The organism is Sporolactobacillus kofuensis, assembly GCF_024125425.1.
Lineage (GTDB): Bacteria > Bacillota > Bacilli > Bacillales > Sporolactobacillaceae > Sporolactobacillus > Sporolactobacillus kofuensis.
The window spans coordinates 86,393-108,840 of record NZ_JAMXWN010000011.1 but is presented as its reverse complement, the minus strand read 5'-3'; the positions used below and the strand labels follow the sequence as shown (position 1 = coordinate 108,840).

The window sequence follows — 22,448 nt, the reverse complement described above, 5'->3', positions numbered from 1 at the left end:
CATTAAAGACCCGACCTATAAAATCAAGACTAAGGGAAAGGTTAAAGAGAAGGCTGAAGAACTCAAGTTTCTCAGTCAGACAGATACCGAGAAGCTTTCCCACTACATCCTCAAAGAACTCAAGTGGCGTTACATTAGCCGGCACATGATTTTATTCGCGCTTGCAACCGGCTGCCGATACAGTGAAGTCTGCGGCATGACGTGGGACTGCATTGATTTAGAGGATAAGACCGTTCGCGTAAATAAGAAATGGGATTACCATAATGCGCATGACTTCGGTCCGACAAAAACAGATTCGTCCCGCCGCGTCATTACTATTGATGACGAAACGATTAAATGGATAACGCATCTCAAGGCAGAACAGTCAACGCAAAAGGCTAAGCTTAAAGACGACCCGAACCCGCACAATCTTGTCTTTGTCGGTAAGAACTATCAACTGGTGACGAACACCGCCGTCAATAAGACGCTGCGGAGCTTAGCGGACACATTAGACATAAAGAGCGTTACCTTTCATGCCCTGCGACACACGCACGCCAGCATTCAATTGTACAACGGCCGATCGATCAGCTGGGTATCTAAGCGATTGGGGCATAAAAATATCATGACGACATATAAAACTTATGTCCATATCATTGACGAATTGTTCACCAGAGAAAATGAGGAATCCAACGAAACCATGAGCAAGATATTCAAGGTTCCGGATGAAAAGAAAGTGGTCAGCCTCAGGTAGGCTTGCCCTCATTTTGCCCTCAAATATCTCAAAAGTGTACTTCAGTGTACGAGTTAAGGGTATTAAAAAATCCCTTTGCAAAGGGATTTTTCGAATATCTCGGGTATAGTGTACCAACACCATAATGGAGACGGTGGGAGTCGAACTAACCGTCTCGAAATGCTGTTATATCAATAGTTGCGGGGGTAATTGATTTTTTTGACTATGTTTTTGACTACGTTTTACTAAGAGTTAGGAATTTAATAAATAATTTAAAATAATTATTTGAGTAATTCATCAAAAGCATCTTTAAATTCTTTTATATCTTCATCGTGTGTATAGAATGGTAACCCTAATATCTTATACTGTTCATTACTATAATCAATAATGTCATAATTAGCTTCTATACTTTTTAAGAAATCATTTTTCCATTTGTCTTTTTTTCTTAAATGTTTTCCTTTAGGTTCAATAAATACTTGTTGAATAGCTTGTTGATTATCCTCATTAATTAAGATTAATAAGTAATCCGGTTCGAAACGATAGCCACCATCAAATGAGAAAATTGCTGCATTTCGTTCATTTCTTATTAAAAATACCTTTTTATATATTTTTCTTAATTCGTTAACTTTGCTATTAAAAAAATACACGAACCTCTTCTCTTCTGATGTACCATAGTTGTCATTATAAACGTACCAATCTTTATCTGCTAACAAAAGCTTATAATCTTGAGGAATTGTATCATCATTTTGGGAAATACCTTCTCCATAATCGTTACCTAAATATTTTTTTCTCGGAGTATCTCTAACTATTGAACTTAGTGGAACAGGTTTAAAAGTTGGACTACCATAAAATTGATCCTTTAAGGATTCAATATTTGTTACTAAATCACCCAATACTTTAATACATGCTTTATATAACAATTCATTATTTAATTCATTTATTGACTGAATAATAATATCAATATCCCCTAAATATGATTCACTTTCTATAAATTCGTTTATTGAATTTAGTGAATTAAATATCTCTTTTAATTTATTAAAATTATATATTGGATATATGCTTAAAGCTTTTTTTACTATTCTTTTATCAATATTTCCTAATGTAACTCTATAGGTATTTACAACTGAATTATCCTCTTCCATTACATCATTTTCAGAAGCTAGACTTAATACTTTAATTTTATTTGAACTATCGATATAAGAATAATCTTTTTTAAATTTTTGAGGAATAGAATTTATCAGTGAGTTATCTATTTTAATTTTTTCATTTAAATAAATTGCACCAGATTTAAAAATTTCTTCTTCTTTAAAATTCTGTTTAACAATATATTCATATTCTGTAAAATTATCATCTTCTAATCCTATTTCACGTAGAGCTTTCCTTAATTCTTCAATATATCGAGAGTCGTTTTTACTATGATAGTATAATGTTTCAAGATATTTAAACTGATTCTCAGGATCTGAATCAAATTTTCTTTTATACTCATTTGTAAAATCATTATCAATGATAAAAGGATTATAACGAACTCCTCGACCAATCAACTGCGCTTCTTGGATTGTAGTCTCAGAAATCTTTCTCCCACCTTGCCTTGTATCGTAAAGGCGAACTATATCATAAAGATTTAATACATCCCATCCTTCATGAAGCATATCGCAAACAAAAATCGCTCTATAAGGATTATTAGAATCCTCTAGATTATTTACTGAAATTAATTTACTTTCTAATTCTTTATCTGACATTTTGGAATGTAAAATTAAAGATTTTTCCTTTGAGAATGATAATTTTAATTCCTCTAATAGAATAAATGAAGTAAGACCATTATTATCATAAAACTCAAACATATCTTTAATTACTTTATTGTCATTATTCCTGAACTTTTCAATATCTTTTGCAGTAAAACTTCTTTCGAAGTAATCATAAAAGTCGTTATAAAAATCTTCTAGTGCTTGTGTATCTTTATGCTTAAATAAAATAACTGGTTTCGATTTAATTTTTAAAGTTTGAAATAATTTAAGCCTGTACTGACTAATTAGCATCGCTTGAATAGTTCTTTCATATAAATCATAATCAGATTGCAAATTGTAAAATTCTTTAGTATAACCACTTTCTCTAAATTTTATTAAATCATATTTATATACTGTTACTGGATTATATTTATTTCTAATGTCAACGTTCTCACTAACAGTTGCGGTAAACTCAAGTAGAATATTTTTTTCGTTAGACTTAAATAACCCATTAACTGTTTGTTCCCAATTTTTTTTATTTGCTTCTGCTTCATTTTTAGACTTTTTAGTACTTTTAGTGAAAGAATTTAAATGGTGTGCTTCATCGGATAAAAATACTATATTGTTATTTTTAAACTCTTTTTTAGAAACTTTATTTTCTCCAGGAAATGCAATATCAAGATGTAACTTTTGAATTGTACAAAACTTTATATAAATTTTGCTTTCTTCAATTAAATTAGAGAATGTTTCCGTTTCTTCAATTACTATTTCTTTCCCATCAATTATAATTTTATTATTAAATAAATATTTCATTGAAGTTTTATCTAGAAAATTCATCTTTGTTTTATTAATAATATTTTTAGAATTAACAAAGAATATAAATTTATTATATCCTTTTGTATATAAGTATAATATTATTCCTGCCATAATAAATGTTTTACCACTACCAGTTGCCATATGGAATAGGTTATGGATTTGATTTCCTCTATTTAAAGCTGCAGTTTCATAATATAACATGAATTTCTCAAAAGCATTTTTTTGATAATCCCTAATTTTAAAATTTGGATTTAAATTAGAAATAATTTCTTTAGGAATCAAAGGGAAATCTAAATCTCTAGATAGTATTAAATTATCTATTTGATTGTTTAATATATTGTTGACCACAGATTTTCACCTCCTAATCCTTTATAAAAGCTTTTAGTAAATAATTTGTCATCTTCTCTTAAATTGAAACTACTATCCTCAATTTCTGATGCATTAATATATAACGTATTTTTGTCAATAACACTCAATAATAAAGCTTTTTTATCTTCTATTGAAAATTCTTCAAAATCGTTTCTACCATTTTTCAAGTTATTAAAATCTATACGATATGAAACAAATTCACTATTGTAAAGTTCTTCATATAAACTGTTTAATATCTCATGATTATCAGTTGCAATTATTTTCTCGACAAAATTTTGAGAATTAGATAATATTTCACAACTTATAAAATAACTATCTTCTCTCATATTATTAGCAATTCCACTTTCGTCTCCATTAACTACTAAATTAAGTCTATTAAGTGAAATTTCATAATGTTTATCTAATTGTTCAATGGCAATAAACTTTCTATTTAATTTTAATGCTACCGCAGCTGTTGTTCCTGAACCTGAATATGCATCTAAAACTAAATCATCTTCATCTGTTGCCATTTCAATAATTCTTTTCAATAATTTTTCAGGTTTTTTACCAGCTGGCAGTGAATTCTCCTTTCCACCTTCATTTTGAGTATTTTGAAAATCAATATCTGTCCATAAATCTCCTAATAATTGAGCTAATTTTTCTTCACCATTTATATTTTTAACAGCACTAGATAAAAATGAAATACGGCTACCATTTAAAGCATATCTAGTTTCACCATTTGAGTCTGTATAAGATATAACCTGATATTTTTTTTCTAAGCTTTCCTTTTTCTTATCAGCTGGAATAGAATTTACTAAACGATAAATTTTATCTTTATTTTCCAAACAAAACTGTAAAAATTCCGGATTATTATTAATAATATCTTCTTTAACTGTAGTTTTAGAATCAATGATTCCTTCTTCAATTAATACATCTTTTAACTTTCTTGGATTATATATATTATTTTTTTCATCTACTACATCAAGATAAGCATTATAATGTGTATCCCATTTCAATTTCTCAGTATATTGAGGATTTATTTTAATATCCCCATTGCCTTTATATACTAAAATAGTATCTTTGTTTTTTAAAATTGTTTTCTCTTTAAATCGAGTTTTATTTCCAGAAATCGAATTGGATTTTACTGCAATGTTATTAACATAGTTTTCTCTACCAAATACCTCATCCATTAATACTTTAAGATAAGCATCTTCATTTTTATCGCAATGAATGAAAATTAAGCCATCATCTTTTAAGAGTCCTTTCGCGACTTGAATTCTATTTTTCATCATTACCAACCATGAAGAATGTTTAAATGAATCGTTATAATTCACTAAATCATTATCAGTATTATACAAAATATCCCAATATATTAATTTCACTTGACCTTTATATCTTGGTAATAATGAATACATTGCAATCAAATTATTTCCTTTTATTAATAAATTATCTGTAGCTTCTGTAATTTGATTGATTTTAACTTTAGAATTCCGTCCATATTTATAAGCATTTCCCAGTGCCTTTAAATCTAATAATCTATCAATTTCCTCTTTTGCAAGAACTTCATTAAAATATATTTCTTCCCTCTTTTTATCAGGATCCGTACTATCGAATTCTAAAATGCAATCTTTAAATGGAAATGATAATACAACATCGTTATAACTTAAAATCTTATTTTTCTTTTTATCAATTAGTCCAATTTCTTGTGAAAAAGAAGTATATGAATCTGGTAATGTAGCTTCATTCTCTAAAAACCAACTAAACTTTAATGGGTTAAAAACAACCATATCCTCAATATCTATAAAAAAGTAATCTCTTGTTGTCTTATTATTAAAAAGGGTTTTTATAAATTTTGGATCATTCTTCAAAGCTAATTCATTTGATTTATTTAATAAAAGATCTCCATTTTGAGATAATAATCTTTCATCGGTCTTTAATACACTAAGTATCTCTTCTAAATTTTTATACATAATCTTCGCTCCCAACTTATATTCACTTATTATTATATAATTTATACTTCATTTACAATATAAAAAAAATATATTTTTCTCCTCAGCACCTAGTCATGTATATAACAAATGGGGCTCTGTGTTGCATGCCCCACCCCTATTCACATAAGTCGTTATGTATCCATTTGGATATGTAGCGGCTTTTTTGCGTTACAGCGAAGAAGAGGTGTAGTGAGAAGAGCGCCAATATTGAAAGGCGGTGAAAACGATGAATGAAACATTATTATGTATCTTAATTCGTGCAAAGGAGGTAAATAAATGGGTTGCTACTAAACATCTTGTAGAAGTCCAAGTGCAACGTTCGATTATTTTATATATAGAAGATCAAGGGTTGCACCCCCTCACTAGGTTTCTCCTATAGTTTTAATTTTAAATTTTTCATTTTACATACTTGGTCATTTCTATTTTGCTTTAAAAAAATATTCATTAATAACGAAGAAAATTCAGTCTGAACAAATCTATCAATGCTCTCCGGGAGCTTCTTAAATGTCAAATAAGCATTGTCATTAAATATAGTTACCGGCTTTATCTCTTTAATACTTTCTAATACACCTCCATTCTCCACATAATTTTCAGAATAATATTTGTTATGCGTGAAATCTGCAAATAATCTTATAAACTGATCTCTAACAGTATATTGATTATCATAGTGCATTTTCAAAAGTCTATCTATTTTTTCTGGAGTAACTTCTGAGGATTCTTTTCCAAAATTTGATAGTAATGAAAAGATATTATCTGTGAAATTCACATCTTCATTAATACAGTCACGAATTAAACATTCGAATAACTCTACTGAATACATCCGTATTTCATCATCATTCCCCCACAGCATTTCATGTTTGGAAAATTTTAATTTATCAACGAGTAAGTCAGTATATGTTTCTGTAAGCAAATATCGATTATTTCTACCCTTAAAATTCCCAGTCGCTATTTTATTAATCAGTTTATAGTCATAGCCCGTTCTTTTTTCCGCAGTTTCATAATCTATTTTGTTTTCATATCCTGCTATATTGTAATAAGTTAACTTCAAATCCATCTTTCTTAAATAAATTCTTTTTGCTGCTAAATCATATATAAATTTGTTACTTATCGGAAAAATATTTTTCATATTTAGACCCCTTTCCAAAAAGGTGGTGTATTTTTGATAAGTGTATCACAAAAAATCAGATATAAGCACTAATTAAAATATATGACACAATACAGGTATCAAGAAAGACTCGCAATCCCTTGAAATACTTAATAGTGTTTGTTTGCTAGTGACAAACACAGAAAGAAGAGATTCTTATGATGAAAAGATAAGTAAACTTATTAACGTTATTTTATGACCGGCATGAATAGTACTTAAAGTGCCAAGTACCAATCAAAATATAATCTACTGAGGTGTAAAGCATGAAAATGAAAAATAACTTTAAACGAAATAGTTACAGCAAGGAAATAGCGGAGAAATATGTAAATCCAACCTCTTCCTTTATTCTGTTATCTAGTGAAGCTGAGGAAATGTATACATTTGAGAATAACAAACGTGTCCCTATTGGATCAAAAATTTGGGTACTACAAACTGGTGTTAACCCGTTTTCTGTGAAACTGCCAGCACAAGTAACTGTCTCTGCTAACCAGCTTGATCAGGTAAGGCTGGTCGACTTAGAAGCGATCGAAGTTCGTAATAACATATATTTCAAAGCATCTTCAATTGAAAAAATAAAATAATATGACCATCTTGAAACAAACCTAGAAGGAGAAAATATGAATTCAAATGAATTAAAAAAATATCTGATCCAATGTCTAAATATGGCGCTCGGTATTGAAGGCGAATCTACTTATACAAATTCATTTGATGTTGAAATTCTGAGGGACGGCTTTATTTTCAAACCCGCCGTCCCTTCAACTTTCATATTAAATAACCATTTGTATAATCGTATCTTTCAATTAGCGAGTGGCGTCCTGTATCCAAAATTCACACTACTAAAGCAAAGTGGAACCTACTTTGTTAAAACATCTGATAATGATATGCATACTGCTAGAGGATTATTTTTCCCTTGGTATCAAGGAGTTCCAGAAAGAATTATCATTGATGATCTTTCCTTTTTTCTAGTTAGCAAAGTCAAAGAAAAATCCATTCCATTAATGGAAAATTTAGATTTCGATTACAGTAAAGTTTACCATCTAGCTATCGCTGGTAACAGCGGCAGTGGGAAAAGCCAAAGTCTGATTTATCTTATGTCCGCCATCAAATCTTTTTCAGATTTAGTAATTGTTGATCCCAAATTTGACAGCCCTAGTAAATTTGCACACCAAAATGGCATCAGATTGATTAAACCCGAAAATAATCGTAGTCAAAATGACTTTGTAAACCAAATTAGTGATATGCTGAGCGAATATGTCTCTCTTATTCAACAAAGACAACAGGAGTTATTTGATAATCCCTCCGTAATTTTCCGACATCAAACGATAGTCATAGATGAATTACTAGCTTTAACAACGGGTGTATCCAAACAGATACAAGCAGATTTTTTCTCGCTTTTAAGTCAAATTGCCTTACTTGGTCGCTCGACCAGAATCCATTTGATCTTAGTCAGTCAACGCTTTGATGTTAATGCCCTACCTATTAGCATTCGGGAGCAGTGCAACTTGGTCTTACAATTAGGCAATATAAACAAAAAGACCACACAATTTCTTTTTCCCGATCTGGATAATAGCGAGGATATTGTTATTCCAAAAGGCGTCGCAACCGGTATCATCCAATTAATAGATGGCGTCCATAGTAACAATATCATGCCGATCTTAATGCCTACTGTAAAGGAGTGGCTATAATATGTATCGCATTTTAAATCTACTATTAAAAGTATATCTCAACGCAATTTATATTTTGCTGCTTTGTATTGTTTTTCTTATTGCATTAAAGCTTACTAAACTGGGTTTAGCAGATTCTTTTGAATGGATCGTAAAAAAGTATTTCTATTTTATAGTCGGCTCCATTATTGCGTTCACATTCATCGACATGCTAATTCGTTTCATACTAAAAGATAATATAATGCACACTATTCTATCTTGTATTTTTACTAGACAAATTCATCATTTTATGTGGATTTTTGACAATGAAAATTTAGTCGCAATTTCTCAAAATCAAGTAAATAAAGCCATAGCACAATCATATGTAAATCTTTATAGAGATACCATCATCTTCCGTATCAAATTGCCTAGGAATGATGAAGCGCAAAGAATCATTAAAGGAAAGCAAGATAGTATTCGTGAAGAACTCAGCTCGATGGTTAATGCGAGCTTTTCAGGCTTTGACCGACAAGGAAGATATTTAATTTTAAAAGGTAACCTGAATAAATAACTATGCTGAGACTCTTTCGTTCGCATTAAGCGAAAACGAAAAGAGTCTCAAGCCAATTTTGCAAAGACAAAACAATAATAAAATATTGATGCAATGCGTGGTTAGGGCTTGTTTACCACGCAAAAAAAGTTGGGACAATAAGGACAATTAAATTTAAGGAGTGAGCTAATGGCAGATATGCCAACGAACAAGGATAATATTCCAAATGAAGAAAATGGCTCTACTTTAAAAGATAAAAAGGCAAAGGCAATGATGTATGTTCAACAAATAAAACATTTACCGATTACTGATCTAATGAACCAATCAAAAGAAAACCAGTTAGAAACACTAGAAAGATTTGCTGAACAGGCAAAAGCGATTAGGTATGCATTAATAATTCATGACAAAGATTTAGATGATAATGGAATGCCCAAAGAGCCCCATGTTCACTTAATGCTTGAATTTGAACAAAGCATTCGACTATCTACGGTAGCAAGTCGTTTAAATGATAAGCCTAATTATCTTGAAACATACAGCCGGAAAGGAACCAAATCAGATATTCAGAACGGCTTTGCCTATTTAATTCATTTTACAAACAATGCAAAAGACAAATTTCAATATGATATCGAAGAAGTTCGAGCTAACTTTGATTTCAAGTCTTATATTGAAAGTTTAGAATCTGGGATTTCAATAAGCAGCCTTTTAAATACACTGCGTGAGGGTAAAATTACCGCTTTAAAAGCAAAACAAGTCATTGCTACCCAAGCTGGTGCAATTGCTTTTGCTAAATTTGAACCAAAAATTATGAAGATTGAGGAATTGCGACAAGAGGAAGAATTTCAACGATGGCAAACAAAAATGATTGAAGATAATATATCGAAAAAAGTCTTTTGGTTATTCGGCAACAGTGGTGTTGGTAAATCATTAATAGCTAGTATTATAGCTGATAATAAAAAAACAGCATATTTTAAAACAGGTGGATCAAATGATATGTTTCAAGGTTATGATGGTGAACATACAATCATTATAGATGAACTTCGACCGGAAAATATCAATTATAGCGATTTACTAAAAATAACTGATCCATTCAACTATGACAGTACGACAGTTGCACGCTATAAAAATGCCAAACTCCAAGCTGAGCTGATTATCATTACCTCACCCTATTCCCCAAAAGAGTTTTATAACGGATATTCCAAAACTAATAAAAAGATAGATAAGTTAGTGGATTCCTTCGGACAATTAAATCGTCGCTTGTCATTGATTCTGGAAATCACCAAAGATCATTTGATTGAATTGGATTACGACGAAAAATACGGCAGTTATATCCAAAAAAATTCCCGAAAAAATGTATATTTGCGAAATACCATAACAAACACTATCACTCTTGATGATGTATTAGACAATCTAGATAATTAAAAAAGACTTGGACAATAAAGGAGGGGGATTACTATGCATGATTATGAAACGATTAACAAAACAAATATCGAAAAACTCATATCAACAGTTGTAACCAAAACAATCTCATCTTTAAAAGACTCATTCATAGATAGTGAATGGATGTCACTAAAAGAAGCTGCAACTTACTTAAACGTTTCTCCTAATACACTAAAGAAATTTCGTGTGATGGGTTTAAAAATATCTGAAATTGATGGGGTTAAACGAGTTTCTAAAAAAGAAATTGACCGTTTCCTTGAACAACATATTTTCTAGTATTTAATGAGAGGAATTATCCTTTAAATCGATTATAATGTCGATAGAGGGTAACTCCTCTCCTTTTATATCTTGCCCCCGCAATGATATTAGGAGGAAAATTTTATGACAAACAAAAAAACATCACCCATTAAAAGCTATCAAGATAAATCCGGAAAAACCATGTATATGTTCCGTGTGTATTTAGGAGTAGATGAATTAACAGGTAAAGCAAAGAATACCACCCGTCGCGGCTTTAGAACAAAAAAGGAAGCTGAATTAGAACTTAATCGTATAAAAGTGAAGGTCGCAGATGGAACTTATAAACAAACCAGAGTTGAAACATATCAAGAACTTTATGATTTATGGATTACTCAATATGAAAAAACTGTAGAAGAAAGTACGTTTGTTAAAACAGCAGGCTACTTCAAAAATCATATCTTACCTGCTATGGGCAATTATCGTATCGAAAAGATTACGATCGCTATTTGTCAAAAACACTACAACGAATGGGCTGCGAAAGTACAAAAAGCACGTACAATTAAGTCTTATGCAAAAAAAGTTTTAGACTATGCTATTGTTCATAGTTTTATTCAAACAAATCCATTCACCCATGTTGAGACAAAAATAAAGAAAGCATTTACTGAAAGGGTAGAAGAAGGAAGCGAAAACTTTTATATTAAAGATGAGCTAATTACATTTTTAGAAAAGGCAAAAGAGCATCTTAACTTTAAGGCATATGCTCTATTACGTTTAATTGCCTATACAGGGATGCGAAAAAGCGAGGCACTAGCAATAACTTGGAATGATGTTAACTTTGTAGAAAGTGAACTCACAATCAATAAAGCAATTGGTCGTGGTAAACAAACACAACTTTATTTAAAAACAACCAAAACCGGCAAGCCACGCACAATAAAACTAGATGAAACAACTTTATTGATCTTGAAAGAATGGAATAAACATCAGAAGCAGCAATATATTCAACTAGGTATTAACACGTTGAAAAGAAATCAGTTGATGTTCAGTAATACAAAAAATGAATATATCCAGCCAGGACAAGTTCAAAAGTGGATGTATAGCGTGCAAAATAAATATTCTTTAAAGCGTGTGTCGCCACATGGCCTACGCCATACACATTGCTCTCTTTTATTCGAAGCTGGAGCAAGCATTAAAGAAGTTCAAGATCGTTTAGGCCACTCTGATGTAAAAACTACATTAGACATTTATACGCATGTGACGAAGAAGGCAAAAGAAGGCGCTATTCAAAAGTTCGTGAGCTATTTAGAAGGTTAAGTCACTGACTATTTTTCGACTATAAATTGACTATTTTTAAATGACATTCACTGAAACCCATTGAAATTAAAAAAGTGTCAAAACCTTGTATTATCAAGGGTTTTGACACTCTGTGAAATCGTTTGATTTCCATTTTATGGAGACGGTGGGAGTCGAACCCACGTCCAGAAGCATCGTGATTTAAGTTTCTACGAGCGTAGTCGGCATATTAGCATTTCGCTTCGGCGTCGGCCCACCGACAGGCTTTCGCGAAGCTATCCCGATTGTTCTCTTCCTTAGCCCTCAGGATGCGGGCGTCCAGCGTATCCCACTAGAGTGAGTCCCTGATCCTACCACATGGGCAATGGAGGGAGGGACCGCTAAAACTGATTAGGCAGCTAAAGCGAGGTTGTTATTCGTTTTGCCAGTTATGGCTTTGGCGTTTTTACGAGGCCGACCCCCTCGGCTCGCCGCTTAAACCCGACCTACCCCTGTCGAATCCGTAACGTCCCCGTTATATAAACAACGGGACTTGCGGTGAATCATCCATAACTGTAACTGTCAATAACACAGTAAGGTCATTATAGCAAAGCTGGGCAACCTTTTCAACTTACATTTTCTGGTGATCACGGAATGCACGCTGCATTTCGCGTTGCGCCGTCTGTTTCTTCAATGACTCACGTTTGTCGTACATTTTCTTGCCTCGACCAAGGCCCACAAGAACTTTCGCAAATCCATTCTTGATATAGATCTTGAGTGGAATTAAGGCATAGCCAGCTTTATCTGCAGCAGGACCTAGTTTGTTGATTTCCTTCTGATGCATCAGCAACTTGCGTGTTCGGAGCGGATCATGATTGTATCGGTTTCCTTGCTCATACTGACTAATGTGCATGTTATAAACAAATGCTTCACCATTTTCCACACGAGCAAACGCATCCTGAATATTGACCTTTCCTCGACGAATCGACTTGATTTCCGTACCTTGGAGCACAAGCCCTGCCTCCACGGTCTCTTCAATAAAATATTCGTGGCTTGCTTTTCGATTTTGCGCGAGAACACGGCTCTCACCTTTTCCCATACTCAACACCTGCCAAACGTTCATTCATTGTTTCATTATAGGTCATTCGAATAGAAATGGGCAAGCGCTTTAAAGAGCAGCTAACTCATTTTACTTATTGATCCGTTTTTTGGGGACAAGGTCCAATAAAACGACAATCACGATAAAAACAACTGAGGTGAGCAGCATCTCCGGCGGCGTTTTCTGCGACTTCGTCATGATTTGAGTGAACCAAAACCATTGAATTACAAAACAAAGCAGAAACAAACCTGTATAATGCAGCGTCTTCTTCATCAGTTCACGCTTTTTCTCCATCAGGATAGCCAAGTTCTTCGTAAATCGCTCGCGCCACTCCATCAACATCATAATTGGTTGTCACTCGGTCACAGACGGCTTTGATCTCGTCATCCGCATTGCCCATCGCAACAGCGATCCCTGCGACCTCAAACATCGACAGATCGTTGTAATTGTCACCGATGGCCATCACCTGACTGGTCGGAATGCCAAGATAATGTGCTAAGTGGTCCAGCGCATTACCTTTGGATACATTCGGAGGCATAATCTCAAAGTTTCCCGTACCGCTCGAAACGATATTATAACGATGTTTCGCCTCATAGATCGCACGTGCCTTATTCAATTTCTCGTCATCATAAGAGAAAATAATAATCTTCGAGAATTCTGTATCTCTATTCTCAAACATGCTCCAGTCGTCAACAAATCGGTAAAAATCATCACGAGTCGCGCCTTGAAACCCAACCGAACGATCTTCATTTATTCCTAGTCGATGCAGTTCATCGCGAAGCCACTCCGTACCTTTCTCAGGGACATAGATATGGTGCTCTGAATAAACGCCAATATAGTAGTTTTGCTCAACGAGTTCTTTAACGATTTGGAGTGCCTCGCTACGATTGAGAAAATCAGCGCCGAGCAGTTTTCCTTCTGATGTATGAATGGTTGCACCATTTGTACCAATCAAATGTGTTTCTATATCGACTTCTCTCATCTTGCTTTTAATATCAAAAAAAGCGCGTCCTGATGCAATCGCTAAAATGACACCCTTGGAGCGCGCATAGCGCAACGCTTTTAAATTTTCCCAACTGATTTCACGGTGTTTATTCAATAATGTTCCATCCATATCCATTGCCAGTAATTTTATCATCGAATCCTCCTAATCATCATTGATGTTCACGACGTGCAAAGTCAACAAATCGAAACTTATCCGCACGATGTCTCGATTCGGTATATTGGAAAAGTTCCGCATTCTCCAGATAAACCAAACTGCGCACAACAACTACTTGCGTATCACGATTCAAAGTTAAATAGCGTTGATCTTCGGCAGTCGCATGTTCAACAGTAATTTCCTTCTTTGCAAAACCGATACGTAGCCCCAGTTCATGCTCAATATAATCATACAAGGAACGCTCACAATTGTCCGCTGTCAGCATTGGCACAATACTTTGAATCAAATAATCCTTATCTAGAATTACTGCTTCATTGTTCACTGAGCGTGAGCGGATCACTTTCCAAACGGCTTGATCCGCTGTCAAATTCATCAGCATTCTTAAGTGCTCATCTGACTTTAAGAGAACAAGTTGATGAACTTTGGTCTTCCATTTATCCTTTGAATGGTTGGCAAGTTCACGGAAACTGGTCAATCCCGAAATAGGGAAGTTCTGCCGGGTAACATCGAGAACAATGGATCCCTTCCCTTGAACCTTCTGGATGTAGCCATTACGCGACAACATCGCCAATGCCTTCCGAATGGTCTCCCGCGATGCATGATACTGTTCACTCAGCTCATTCTCAGTGGGCAGCAGTGCCCCTGCTTTAATCAATTGATCGTGTATTTTTTCACTAAGATCATTATAGATGGCGTTGAATTTGCTCTTTCCCATCGTCACGCCTCCCCTTCTCGCAGTCATTGCCTTCTGCCATGGGGTTATTTGGCATCGTGCATAGAAAAAAGTGATGCGACTATCCATTGCTTTTTTCTAATGAAAAAGTAAATAAAAGGGCAAATCATTTGCCCTTTTATTCTGCATGTTCACTATTAGTATACCAAATGTTTGTCATGAAAGCCTTAACAAAACGATCAAATTGGTGAACGAACTGATTTCCTGGTCAGATGGTAAGCAATCGACTCGAATGGACGCAACACCATTGATTCTGAAAGTCGCTGTGAATCCTTGTAATTGCTAATCAGAAGCTCACTCGTGTATTGGCTCAAATCCCAGCCTTTAAGGCCTGAAAATGAATGATTCTGATTGCAAAAGTTGCTGATCACGAGTATTTGTTCATTCTTCCAAGTACGCAGATAAGCAAAGATTTGCGGATCATCAGGAAGGATGAGTGTAAAATCGCCGTAAACAATGACATCGTATTTTTTTCGCAAGGCAATGAGTTGTTGATAGTGGTAGAAAACCGAATTCGGATCCTGTAATGCTGACGCCACATTAATTGTTCGATAAGGCTCCGCAACGGAAATCCACGGTGTTCCCGATGTAAATCCGCCCTGATGAGCCGCACTCCACTGCACCGGTGTTCGACCGTTATCCCTTGATTTTTGCCTTAAGATGGCTAAAATTTCAGATTCCGGCTTGCCCTCGTGTTTCATGATCTGATATGCATTTAAAGATTCAACATCTCGATAGTCTTCAATACGGTCAAAGTTCGGGTTCGTCATCCCGATTTCTTCGCCCTGGTATACGTAAGGCGTGCCTTGCAGCATGTGCAATGTCGTTGCAAGCATTTTGGCTGATTCAACGCGATAGTTACCTTCATCGCCAAACCGAGAAACAATGCGTGGTTGGTCATGATTGCACCAGAATAGCGCGTTCCAGCCACCACCATCATGCATGCCTTTTTGCCATTCAGACAGGACTCTTTTTAATTCAGGAAGGTCGAGTTTGCCCAGTGCCCATTTCTGCCCATTCGGGTAATCGACTTTCAGGTGATGGAAATTAAAGGCCATGCTTAATTCTTCTGATTTAGGATTGGTGTATTGGATACAATTCTCAATCGTAGTCGACGACATTTCTCCGACAGTAATTGTCCCTGATCGTTTGCTGAATACACGCTGGTTCATTTCATGCAAGAATTCGTGAATGCGTGGTCCGTCCGTATAAAAGGGTCGACCGTCTCCAGGTGAGTTCGGATCGTGATCATCCGGAAAATGCTGATCCTTTGAAATCACATTGATGACATCAAGACGAAAACCATCCACCCCTTTATCCAGCCAATAATTCATCATCTTATAGACGTCCGCGCGAACTGCCTCATTTTCCCAGTTAAGGTCTGCCTGTGTGACATCATACAGATGCAAATAGTACTGTCCGCTTTTTTCATCGAGCTGCCAAGCGGGACCGCCAAATTTCGATTGCCAGTTATTTGGAGCTCCGCCATCTTTGCCTGGATTGCGCCAAATATAATAATCACGATATGGGCTATCAACATTGCTCAATGCTTCTTTGAACCAGTGATGCTCTGTTGAGGTGTGATTCACAACAATATCCATCACGATCTTCAAATCACGTTTGTGTGCTTCAGAAAAGAGATGCTCCAAATCTTGCATGGTGCCGTACTCTGACTGAAGGCTATAGTAATCACTAATGTCATATCCGTTATCTTTTTGCGGTGATCGGTACATCGGCGTCAGCCAAAGCACGTCAACACCTAACTTCTTTAGATAATCCAATTTTTCAATTATCCCATTAATATCACCGATTCCGTCACCATTCGTATCACAGAAACTCTTCGGATAGATCTGGTAGACGGTTGCTTTTTTCCACCAATTTTCTTGCATGCATTTCACACCCAATCAATTAGACTTTGCACCTTATCTCTATGTTCTTTTCTTTACTCTTCGTTAATCCGCTTCTTGCTGAATTTGGAGAATATATAGGTTAATACAAACGGCAAGACGAGCACGATCAACATACCAATGAAGAATGGACCCCAATATTTAGGAATGATGGACAAGAATCCTGGAAGCCCGCCAATTCCTACTGAAGTAGCTTTAACACCGCATAATGTGATAAATGCGCCGGCAATCCCAGAACTGATAATCGCAGCAAGGAATGGATAACGGAATCTTAGATTGACTCCGAACATCGCCGGTTCTGTGATGCCAAGCCAAGCAGATACTGACGATGTCATTGCCAAGCCTTTCAATTTAGCATCGCGCGCCATTAAGAAGACAGCAAAAGCCGCCGCACCTTGTGCGATATTCGAAAGTGCGAGCATTGGCCATAAGAACGTTGAACCAGTGCTTCCAATCAGCTGTAAGTCCACAGCAAGGAAAATCTGATGCATACCGGTGATAACTAATACACCATAGAAGAAGCCGTATACCAAACCGCCGAGTAATGGAACATAGTGGAACAAGCCAACGATACCGGCGGTGATCCAGTTTGCAAGAGTCAAAGTGATCGGCCCAATAATTGTGAATGCGAGCAATCCGGTTACAAGTAATGCTACCGGCGCTACCACCAGCAATTGAATCGAATCCGCAACATGCTTTTTCAGAAAAAGTTCAAGCCTAGCTAAAACATAAGAAGCAACAAGAACTGGAAGCACTTGCCCCTGATAACCCACTTTGTCGATGTGCAGACCAAACAAATTCCAAATCGGAACCGTACCTTTGGTTTGTGCTTCAGCCAAACCGTATGCATTGAGCAAGGAAGGATGAACGAGAACGAGCCCAAGAACAATACCAAGAAGCGGATTGCCACCGAACTTTTTAACTGCTGACCATCCGATTAACGCTGGTAAAAAGACGAAAGACGTATTGGCAATAACTAAGATAATATCTGCAAAGTCCTTCCATTGAGGATAAGCTTCGACTACAGATTTTTGAAAGAAGATACCAGGATTCGCGAGAACGTTGTTAATCCCCATCAATAAACCGGCGGTAACGATTGCAGGAAGAATAGGAATAAAAATATCAGCCAGCGTTTTAATGCCCTTCTGCAGGGGATTCATCTTCTCGGCAGCGGCATCTTTCACTTCTTGCTTGGTTGATTCGCCGATACCTGTGAGCCGTACAAATAGATCATACACTTTGTCAACGGTTCCATTTCCAATCACAATTTGAAACTGACCATTCGCTGAAAAGAAACCTTTGACTAAATCAAGTTTATCCAATTTTTCTTTATCGACTTTATTTTCATCTTTAAGAATCAGGCGAAGCCGCGTCACACAATGCGTCGCAGCATTAATATTTTCATTTCCGCCTACAGTTTCAATGATCTGTTTTACGGATTCTTCGGTTACAACAGCCATCTGATTCACTCCCATAATCATTTTTTCGTGAATTAATGCAAGAAATCGTTTTTAAACGCAAACGGTTACAAAAAAAGATAGATAATACCAACTTCATGGATGAGCATTGATGTACGGCCGTTACACCAATTGTCAATCCTATTTAAAAAAGATTAGCTTCTTTGACTTTTTAATTATAGCGCTTTCATTTATATTTGTATAGTCAAATAATACATTTTTTAATATTTGTATATATAAATACTTGTCCATATCCCAAAGACGAATATTAGCAAAACTACGCTAAGCCCAGTCCTTACTTATGCAGGATACTGTAGCTTTCGCGTTGCATTTGGCCTGGGTCCGCTCCGATTGCTCGCTGGCACCTAATCCCGCAGGCGTCTCGCATCTGCGCGTTCAATCACATCTACTTTCTTTACTTGCAAAAAAGCACCGCGCGATTGGAATCTTCCAATCGTGCGGTGCTTTTCATTATTGACTTATCTTATTTGCTTCTACCTTTTGAATAGAAATTACCATTTCCTCCACGGCTGCCGCCATTGCGACCTCCACGGTTACCATTTCGCGAGTCAGAACGTCTCCCGTTTCTGTCTCCAAAACTCTTCTTATTGCCACCATTGCTTGGGCCGGTCTTTCCTTGAATAATCGTTGGTCTTGATTTTTTTTGGCGAGGCTTCTGCGGCTTCATGCCAACAACTTCGAAGTCAACCGCATGTTCTTCCATATTGACATCCAGAACGCGCACTTCGATTTCGTCGCCAATCCGATACAGATGGCCGGTACGTTCACCAACCAACGCCATATTTTCTTCACTGTAGTGATAGTAATCATCAGTCAGATAGCTGATATGAACCAAACCTTCGATCGTATTTGGCAATTCCACGAATAAGCCGAAGTTTGTCACACCGCTCACAACGCCGGAGAAGGTTTCTCCAACCTTATCCTGCATGTATTCTGCTTTCTTCAAGTCGTCTGTATCACGTTCCGCTTCCACCGCACGTTGCTCACATTCGGATGTATGCTTTGCGATTTCCGGCATTTCCGCTTTCCAATAGGCTATTGTCTTCGGATCGGTCTTCTTCTCAAACAAATATTTACGGAGAAGACGATGGACCGTTAAATCCGGATAACGGCGGATCGGAGAAGTAAAGTGTGTGTAATATTCGGTAGATAAGCCAAAGTGACCTAAGCAAGTGTCGTCATATTTCGCCTTAGCCATTGAACGTAGCATGACGGTACTAATAACCGCTTCCTCAGGTTGCCCTTTTGCCTTTTCAAGTAGTGACTGTAAGGTACGCGGATGGACATTATCCGGAGAACCATGCAGAACATAACCAAAATTGACAACGAAATCAAAGAATTTCTCCAATTTTTCCGCATTCGGTTCTTCGTGAACACGATAAATGAACGGCAGATGCAATTTATCAACATGTTCAGCGACTGTCTCATTCGCAGCCAGCATAAAGGATTCGATCAAGCGTTCGGCAACCGTACGTTCACGCACGACGACGTCTACCGGTTTTCCTTGTTCATCAACAATGATCTTTGCTTCCGTAAAATCAAAGTCAATCGCACCACGATCTTGACGATGTTTCTCAAGAATACTTGCAAGTTCGGCCATTTGATCAAAGAATGGAATCAGATCATGATAGCGTTCCAGAACTTCATCATCTTCACGTTTTAAGATCTTACGCACATTGTTGTATGTCATTCGTTCCGTTGATCGAATAACACTTGGAAAAATATCATGACCGACAACTTCGCCTTTTGGATTAATCTCCATTTCACAGCTGATTGTCAGTCGGTCAACATGCGGATTCAAACTGCAGATTCCATTGGATAAACGATGTGGAATCATCGGAATAACGCGATCGACCAAATAGACACTCGTTCCACGTTCATAAGCTTCAGCATTAAGCGCCGATCCCTCGGTCACATAATAACTAACATCAGCAATATGTACGCCGAGCTTGTAGTTACCGTTGTCAAGACGCGAAACCGTTACAGCGTCATCCAAGTCCTTGGAATCTTCGCCATCAATGGTGACAATAGTCTCACCACGCAAGTCGCGCCGTCCTTCATAATCTTTTTCAGTCAATTCATCCGGAACAGCCTCAGCCTCAGAGAGCACTTCAGGAGGGTATTCCAGCGGCAAATCATGCTTGTAAATAACCGATAGAATATCAACGCCCGGGTCGTTCTTATGCCCGAGAATTTGGGTGACCATACCTTCTGCGTTCTTTCTGCCTTCCGGGTATTTGGTAATTTCAGCAACAACTTTATGGCCCTCCATTGCACCATGCTCTGCATTTTCAGGAATAAAAATGTCACCATTTATTTTTTTATCATCAGGAATCACAAAGCCAAAGTGACGGCCGGCATTGAATGTACCAACCACTTTCGTAACCGCCCGTTCGAGAATGCGGATCACTGTACCCTCTGGTCGTTCACCTGTTGATTTATGTGATACACGAATAACCACTGTATCACCGTTCATCGCTCCTGCAAGATCATTTGGACCGACGAACACATCATCAAGTTTTTCATCCTCAGGGATAATAAAAGCGAAGCCCTTAGCGTGCGCCTGTACTCTCCCCTTCATTAAATTCATTTTTTCAGGCAATCCGTAACGATCCGCACGTGTTCGAATCACTTGACCTTGTTCTTCTAATTCGTTCATCATTTTCACTAAGTCGGTGAACTCTTCGGGCTGGCTTAATTCAAAAGCAACCTCAAGTTCTTTTAATGTCATCGGCCGGTAAGTTTCTTCTCGCATATAATTCAGGATTTTCTGAATGCGCTCTTCCGCCATGTCGTAAACCTCCCTGTTCTTAGGAAACAGACCAATCCAGGCTTTCAAGAAACGCATAGATATCCTGATGAAGCTGCACTTTTTCTGTTCCTAACGTAATCACATGTGTTGAATTTTCATACCACTTTAATTGCTTGTCCGCAGATTTAATATGCTGATAGAAGTACTGCGCACTATTCGGAGGGATCATTTCATCCTTACGTGCTTGAACGATTAATGTCGGCACAGTAATTTGAGCACTCTGTTCCCGCACTTCATCGATCAATCCACCTAGATGGTTCAGTACCTCCGGAATCTTTCTTTTAAATGCCACCAACTCTGCATCAATGGTTGTTTCGCTTTTTCCTTGATACTGCTTATACTTTCGCGCATTGGCCAAGGTGCCGGCCAGCAATTGATCCTGCATTCCGGAGAACGCCGGGGCACACATCGGCACAATACCCTTCACTGAAAAAGTGTAACCACATTTAAGAGAAAAAACCCCGCCTAATGAAAGGCCGCAAACCGCAATTTCGGCGTAGCCATGCTCTTGCAAAAATTCAAAGGCTTGCCGGACATCACGCCACCAATCATTCGGACCAGTTGGAAGCAATTCCTCTGGAGGTCCACCATGTCCGGAATAAATGGGTCCGTAACAGGTATACCCAAATTGATGCAGATAGCGGCCAATCTGCCAAACATCGGCTGAATTTCCGGTGAATCCATGAAGAAGCAGTACGGCACGTTTGCCGGATTCAAGGAAAAAGGGCCTTGGTGCTCTAATTCGCATCCTAACCATATCCCCCTACCCAAGAATTCCGATTGATGCATTTTCTGAGCATGTTATGAAAAGGCATCTTCTTCCAAATACATTATACGCTATATCTGCGGATTGGTCTAAAGGAAACAAAATGGTACGGGATGCACGTGCTTCAATTTTCTCACAACAGTGGGCGTTCCAATTAATAGTTTCTTATAACTAGGCAGCTCCTATTCGTCGTTCAGGGTAATTATTTTTCACCAAAATAGACCAAAAACCGGAGGGTTAGCTCCGGTTCACTAAACTTACCACTTATTTAAAGTAATAGCCAATTAAGAATGCACAGGCAAAGAAAATAATTGAGAAGAAGATCGTCAATCGTTTGATGCCGACTTCAATACCCCTTGCCTTCTGTTTGCTGAACAACTGTTCCGCACCCCCGGTGATTGCCTCTGATAGACCATCGCCTTGGCTTCTTTGAATTAAAACAAGTGCAATAACAATTACAGCTGAAATAATCATAACGGTTAACAAAAATGTATGCATCTCAATGTACCCCTATCTTCGAATCAACGTTCATATCGTCATTAGTCTAAATGTACCATACAGGCGATCTAAGAGCAACATCAGTTCCCACCAAAAAAAGAGAAAAAGAAGCATTCTCACTTCTCTTT

Annotated in this window: 19 protein-coding genes and 1 other RNA gene; 7 read left to right on the top strand and 13 right to left on the bottom strand. The window is 36.7% G+C overall.

Annotated elements, in window-relative coordinates; translation table 11 throughout:
- The coding region (locus NIE32_RS10295; RefSeq protein ID WP_253076804.1) for a tyrosine-type recombinase/integrase at window positions 1-730 on the top strand (730 nt) is incomplete at its 5' end.
- 260 nt (window positions 731-990) lie between these two features.
- Here NIE32_RS10295 and NIE32_RS10290 read toward each other — a convergent pair.
- The 3 genes from NIE32_RS10290 to NIE32_RS10280 form a co-directional block, all read right to left on the bottom strand.
- Window positions 991-3,597, bottom strand: a complete 2,607-nt coding sequence (locus tag NIE32_RS10290) for a DEAD/DEAH box helicase family protein (RefSeq protein ID WP_253076803.1) — start codon at window positions 3,595-3,597, stop codon at window positions 991-993.
- Complete coding sequence (locus NIE32_RS10285) at window positions 3,579-5,567, bottom strand: site-specific DNA-methyltransferase (RefSeq protein WP_253076802.1); 1,989 nt, start codon at window positions 5,565-5,567, stop codon at window positions 3,579-3,581. The genes NIE32_RS10290 and NIE32_RS10285 overlap by 19 nt, the downstream gene beginning before the upstream one ends.
- A 394-nt stretch (window positions 5,568-5,961) precedes the next feature.
- Complete coding sequence (locus NIE32_RS10280) at window positions 5,962-6,714, bottom strand: hypothetical protein (RefSeq protein WP_253076801.1); 753 nt, start codon at window positions 6,712-6,714, stop codon at window positions 5,962-5,964.
- A 281-nt stretch (window positions 6,715-6,995) separates the two neighbouring features.
- Between NIE32_RS10280 and NIE32_RS10275 the strand changes: the two genes are divergently transcribed.
- The 6 genes from NIE32_RS10275 (at window position 6,996) to NIE32_RS10250 (ending at window position 11,910) form a co-directional block, all read left to right on the top strand.
- Window positions 6,996-7,313 carry a hypothetical protein gene (locus tag NIE32_RS10275; protein ID WP_253076800.1) on the top strand — a complete coding sequence of 106 codons (318 nt, stop codon included), beginning with the start codon at window positions 6,996-6,998 and terminating at the stop codon, window positions 7,311-7,313.
- 36 nt (window positions 7,314-7,349) lie between these two features.
- Window positions 7,350-8,417 (top strand): P-loop NTPase family protein, encoded by a 1,068-nt coding sequence (locus tag NIE32_RS10270; protein ID WP_253076799.1) that lies wholly within the window; start codon window positions 7,350-7,352, stop codon window positions 8,415-8,417.
- 1 nt (window position 8,418) lies between these two features.
- Window positions 8,419-8,946 (top strand): hypothetical protein, encoded by a 528-nt coding sequence (locus tag NIE32_RS10265; protein WP_253076798.1) that lies wholly within the window; start codon window positions 8,419-8,421, stop codon window positions 8,944-8,946.
- A gap of 168 nt (window positions 8,947-9,114) precedes the next feature.
- Window positions 9,115-10,344 carry a Rep family protein gene (locus tag NIE32_RS10260; RefSeq protein ID WP_253076797.1) on the top strand — a complete coding sequence of 410 codons (1,230 nt, stop codon included), beginning with the start codon at window positions 9,115-9,117 and terminating at the stop codon, window positions 10,342-10,344.
- A gap of 33 nt (window positions 10,345-10,377) precedes the next feature.
- Entirely contained in the window at window positions 10,378-10,638 is a 261-nt protein-coding gene (locus NIE32_RS10255) for a helix-turn-helix domain-containing protein (protein WP_253076796.1), read from the top strand.
- A gap of 105 nt (window positions 10,639-10,743) precedes the next feature.
- Entirely contained in the window at window positions 10,744-11,910 is a 1,167-nt protein-coding gene (locus NIE32_RS10250; RefSeq protein WP_253076795.1) for a site-specific integrase, read from the top strand.
- Window positions 11,911-12,044: 134 nt separating this feature from the next.
- Here the strand turns inward: NIE32_RS10250 and ssrA are convergent.
- From ssrA to secG, 10 genes are all read right to left on the bottom strand, one after another.
- Window positions 12,045-12,402: a transfer-messenger RNA gene (ssrA, locus tag NIE32_RS10245) on the bottom strand.
- A 97-nt stretch (window positions 12,403-12,499) separates the two neighbouring features.
- Window positions 12,500-12,967, bottom strand: a complete 468-nt coding sequence (gene smpB, locus NIE32_RS10240; RefSeq protein WP_253076794.1) for an SsrA-binding protein SmpB — start codon at window positions 12,965-12,967, stop codon at window positions 12,500-12,502.
- A 90-nt stretch (window positions 12,968-13,057) separates the two neighbouring features.
- Complete coding sequence (locus tag NIE32_RS10235; protein WP_253076793.1) at window positions 13,058-13,261, bottom strand: hypothetical protein; 204 nt, start codon at window positions 13,259-13,261, stop codon at window positions 13,058-13,060.
- Window positions 13,245-14,105, bottom strand: coding sequence for a Cof-type HAD-IIB family hydrolase (locus NIE32_RS10230; protein ID WP_253076792.1), 861 nt, complete (start codon window positions 14,103-14,105; stop codon window positions 13,245-13,247). The genes NIE32_RS10235 and NIE32_RS10230 overlap by 17 nt, the downstream gene beginning before the upstream one ends.
- Before the next feature lie 16 nt (window positions 14,106-14,121).
- A complete protein-coding gene (gene treR, locus NIE32_RS10225) occupies window positions 14,122-14,841 on the bottom strand; it encodes a trehalose operon repressor (RefSeq protein WP_253076791.1) in 720 nt (239 codons plus the stop codon).
- Between the two features lie 197 nt (window positions 14,842-15,038).
- Window positions 15,039-16,748 (bottom strand): alpha,alpha-phosphotrehalase, encoded by a 1,710-nt coding sequence (gene treC / locus NIE32_RS10220; RefSeq protein ID WP_253076790.1) that lies wholly within the window; start codon window positions 16,746-16,748, stop codon window positions 15,039-15,041.
- Window positions 16,749-16,801: 53 nt separating this feature from the next.
- A complete protein-coding gene (gene treP / locus NIE32_RS10215; protein ID WP_253076789.1) occupies window positions 16,802-18,226 on the bottom strand; it encodes a PTS system trehalose-specific EIIBC component in 1,425 nt (474 codons plus the stop codon).
- Between the two features lie 481 nt (window positions 18,227-18,707).
- A complete protein-coding gene (gene rnr / locus NIE32_RS10210; RefSeq protein ID WP_253076788.1) occupies window positions 18,708-21,035 on the bottom strand; it encodes a ribonuclease R in 2,328 nt (775 codons plus the stop codon).
- 19 nt (window positions 21,036-21,054) lie between these two features.
- Window positions 21,055-21,804, bottom strand: a complete 750-nt coding sequence (locus NIE32_RS10205; RefSeq protein WP_253076787.1) for an alpha/beta hydrolase — start codon at window positions 21,802-21,804, stop codon at window positions 21,055-21,057.
- 282 nt (window positions 21,805-22,086) lie between these two features.
- A complete protein-coding gene (gene secG, locus NIE32_RS10200) occupies window positions 22,087-22,320 on the bottom strand; it encodes a preprotein translocase subunit SecG (protein ID WP_253076786.1) in 234 nt (77 codons plus the stop codon).
- Between the last annotated feature and the right edge of the window lie 128 nt (window positions 22,321-22,448).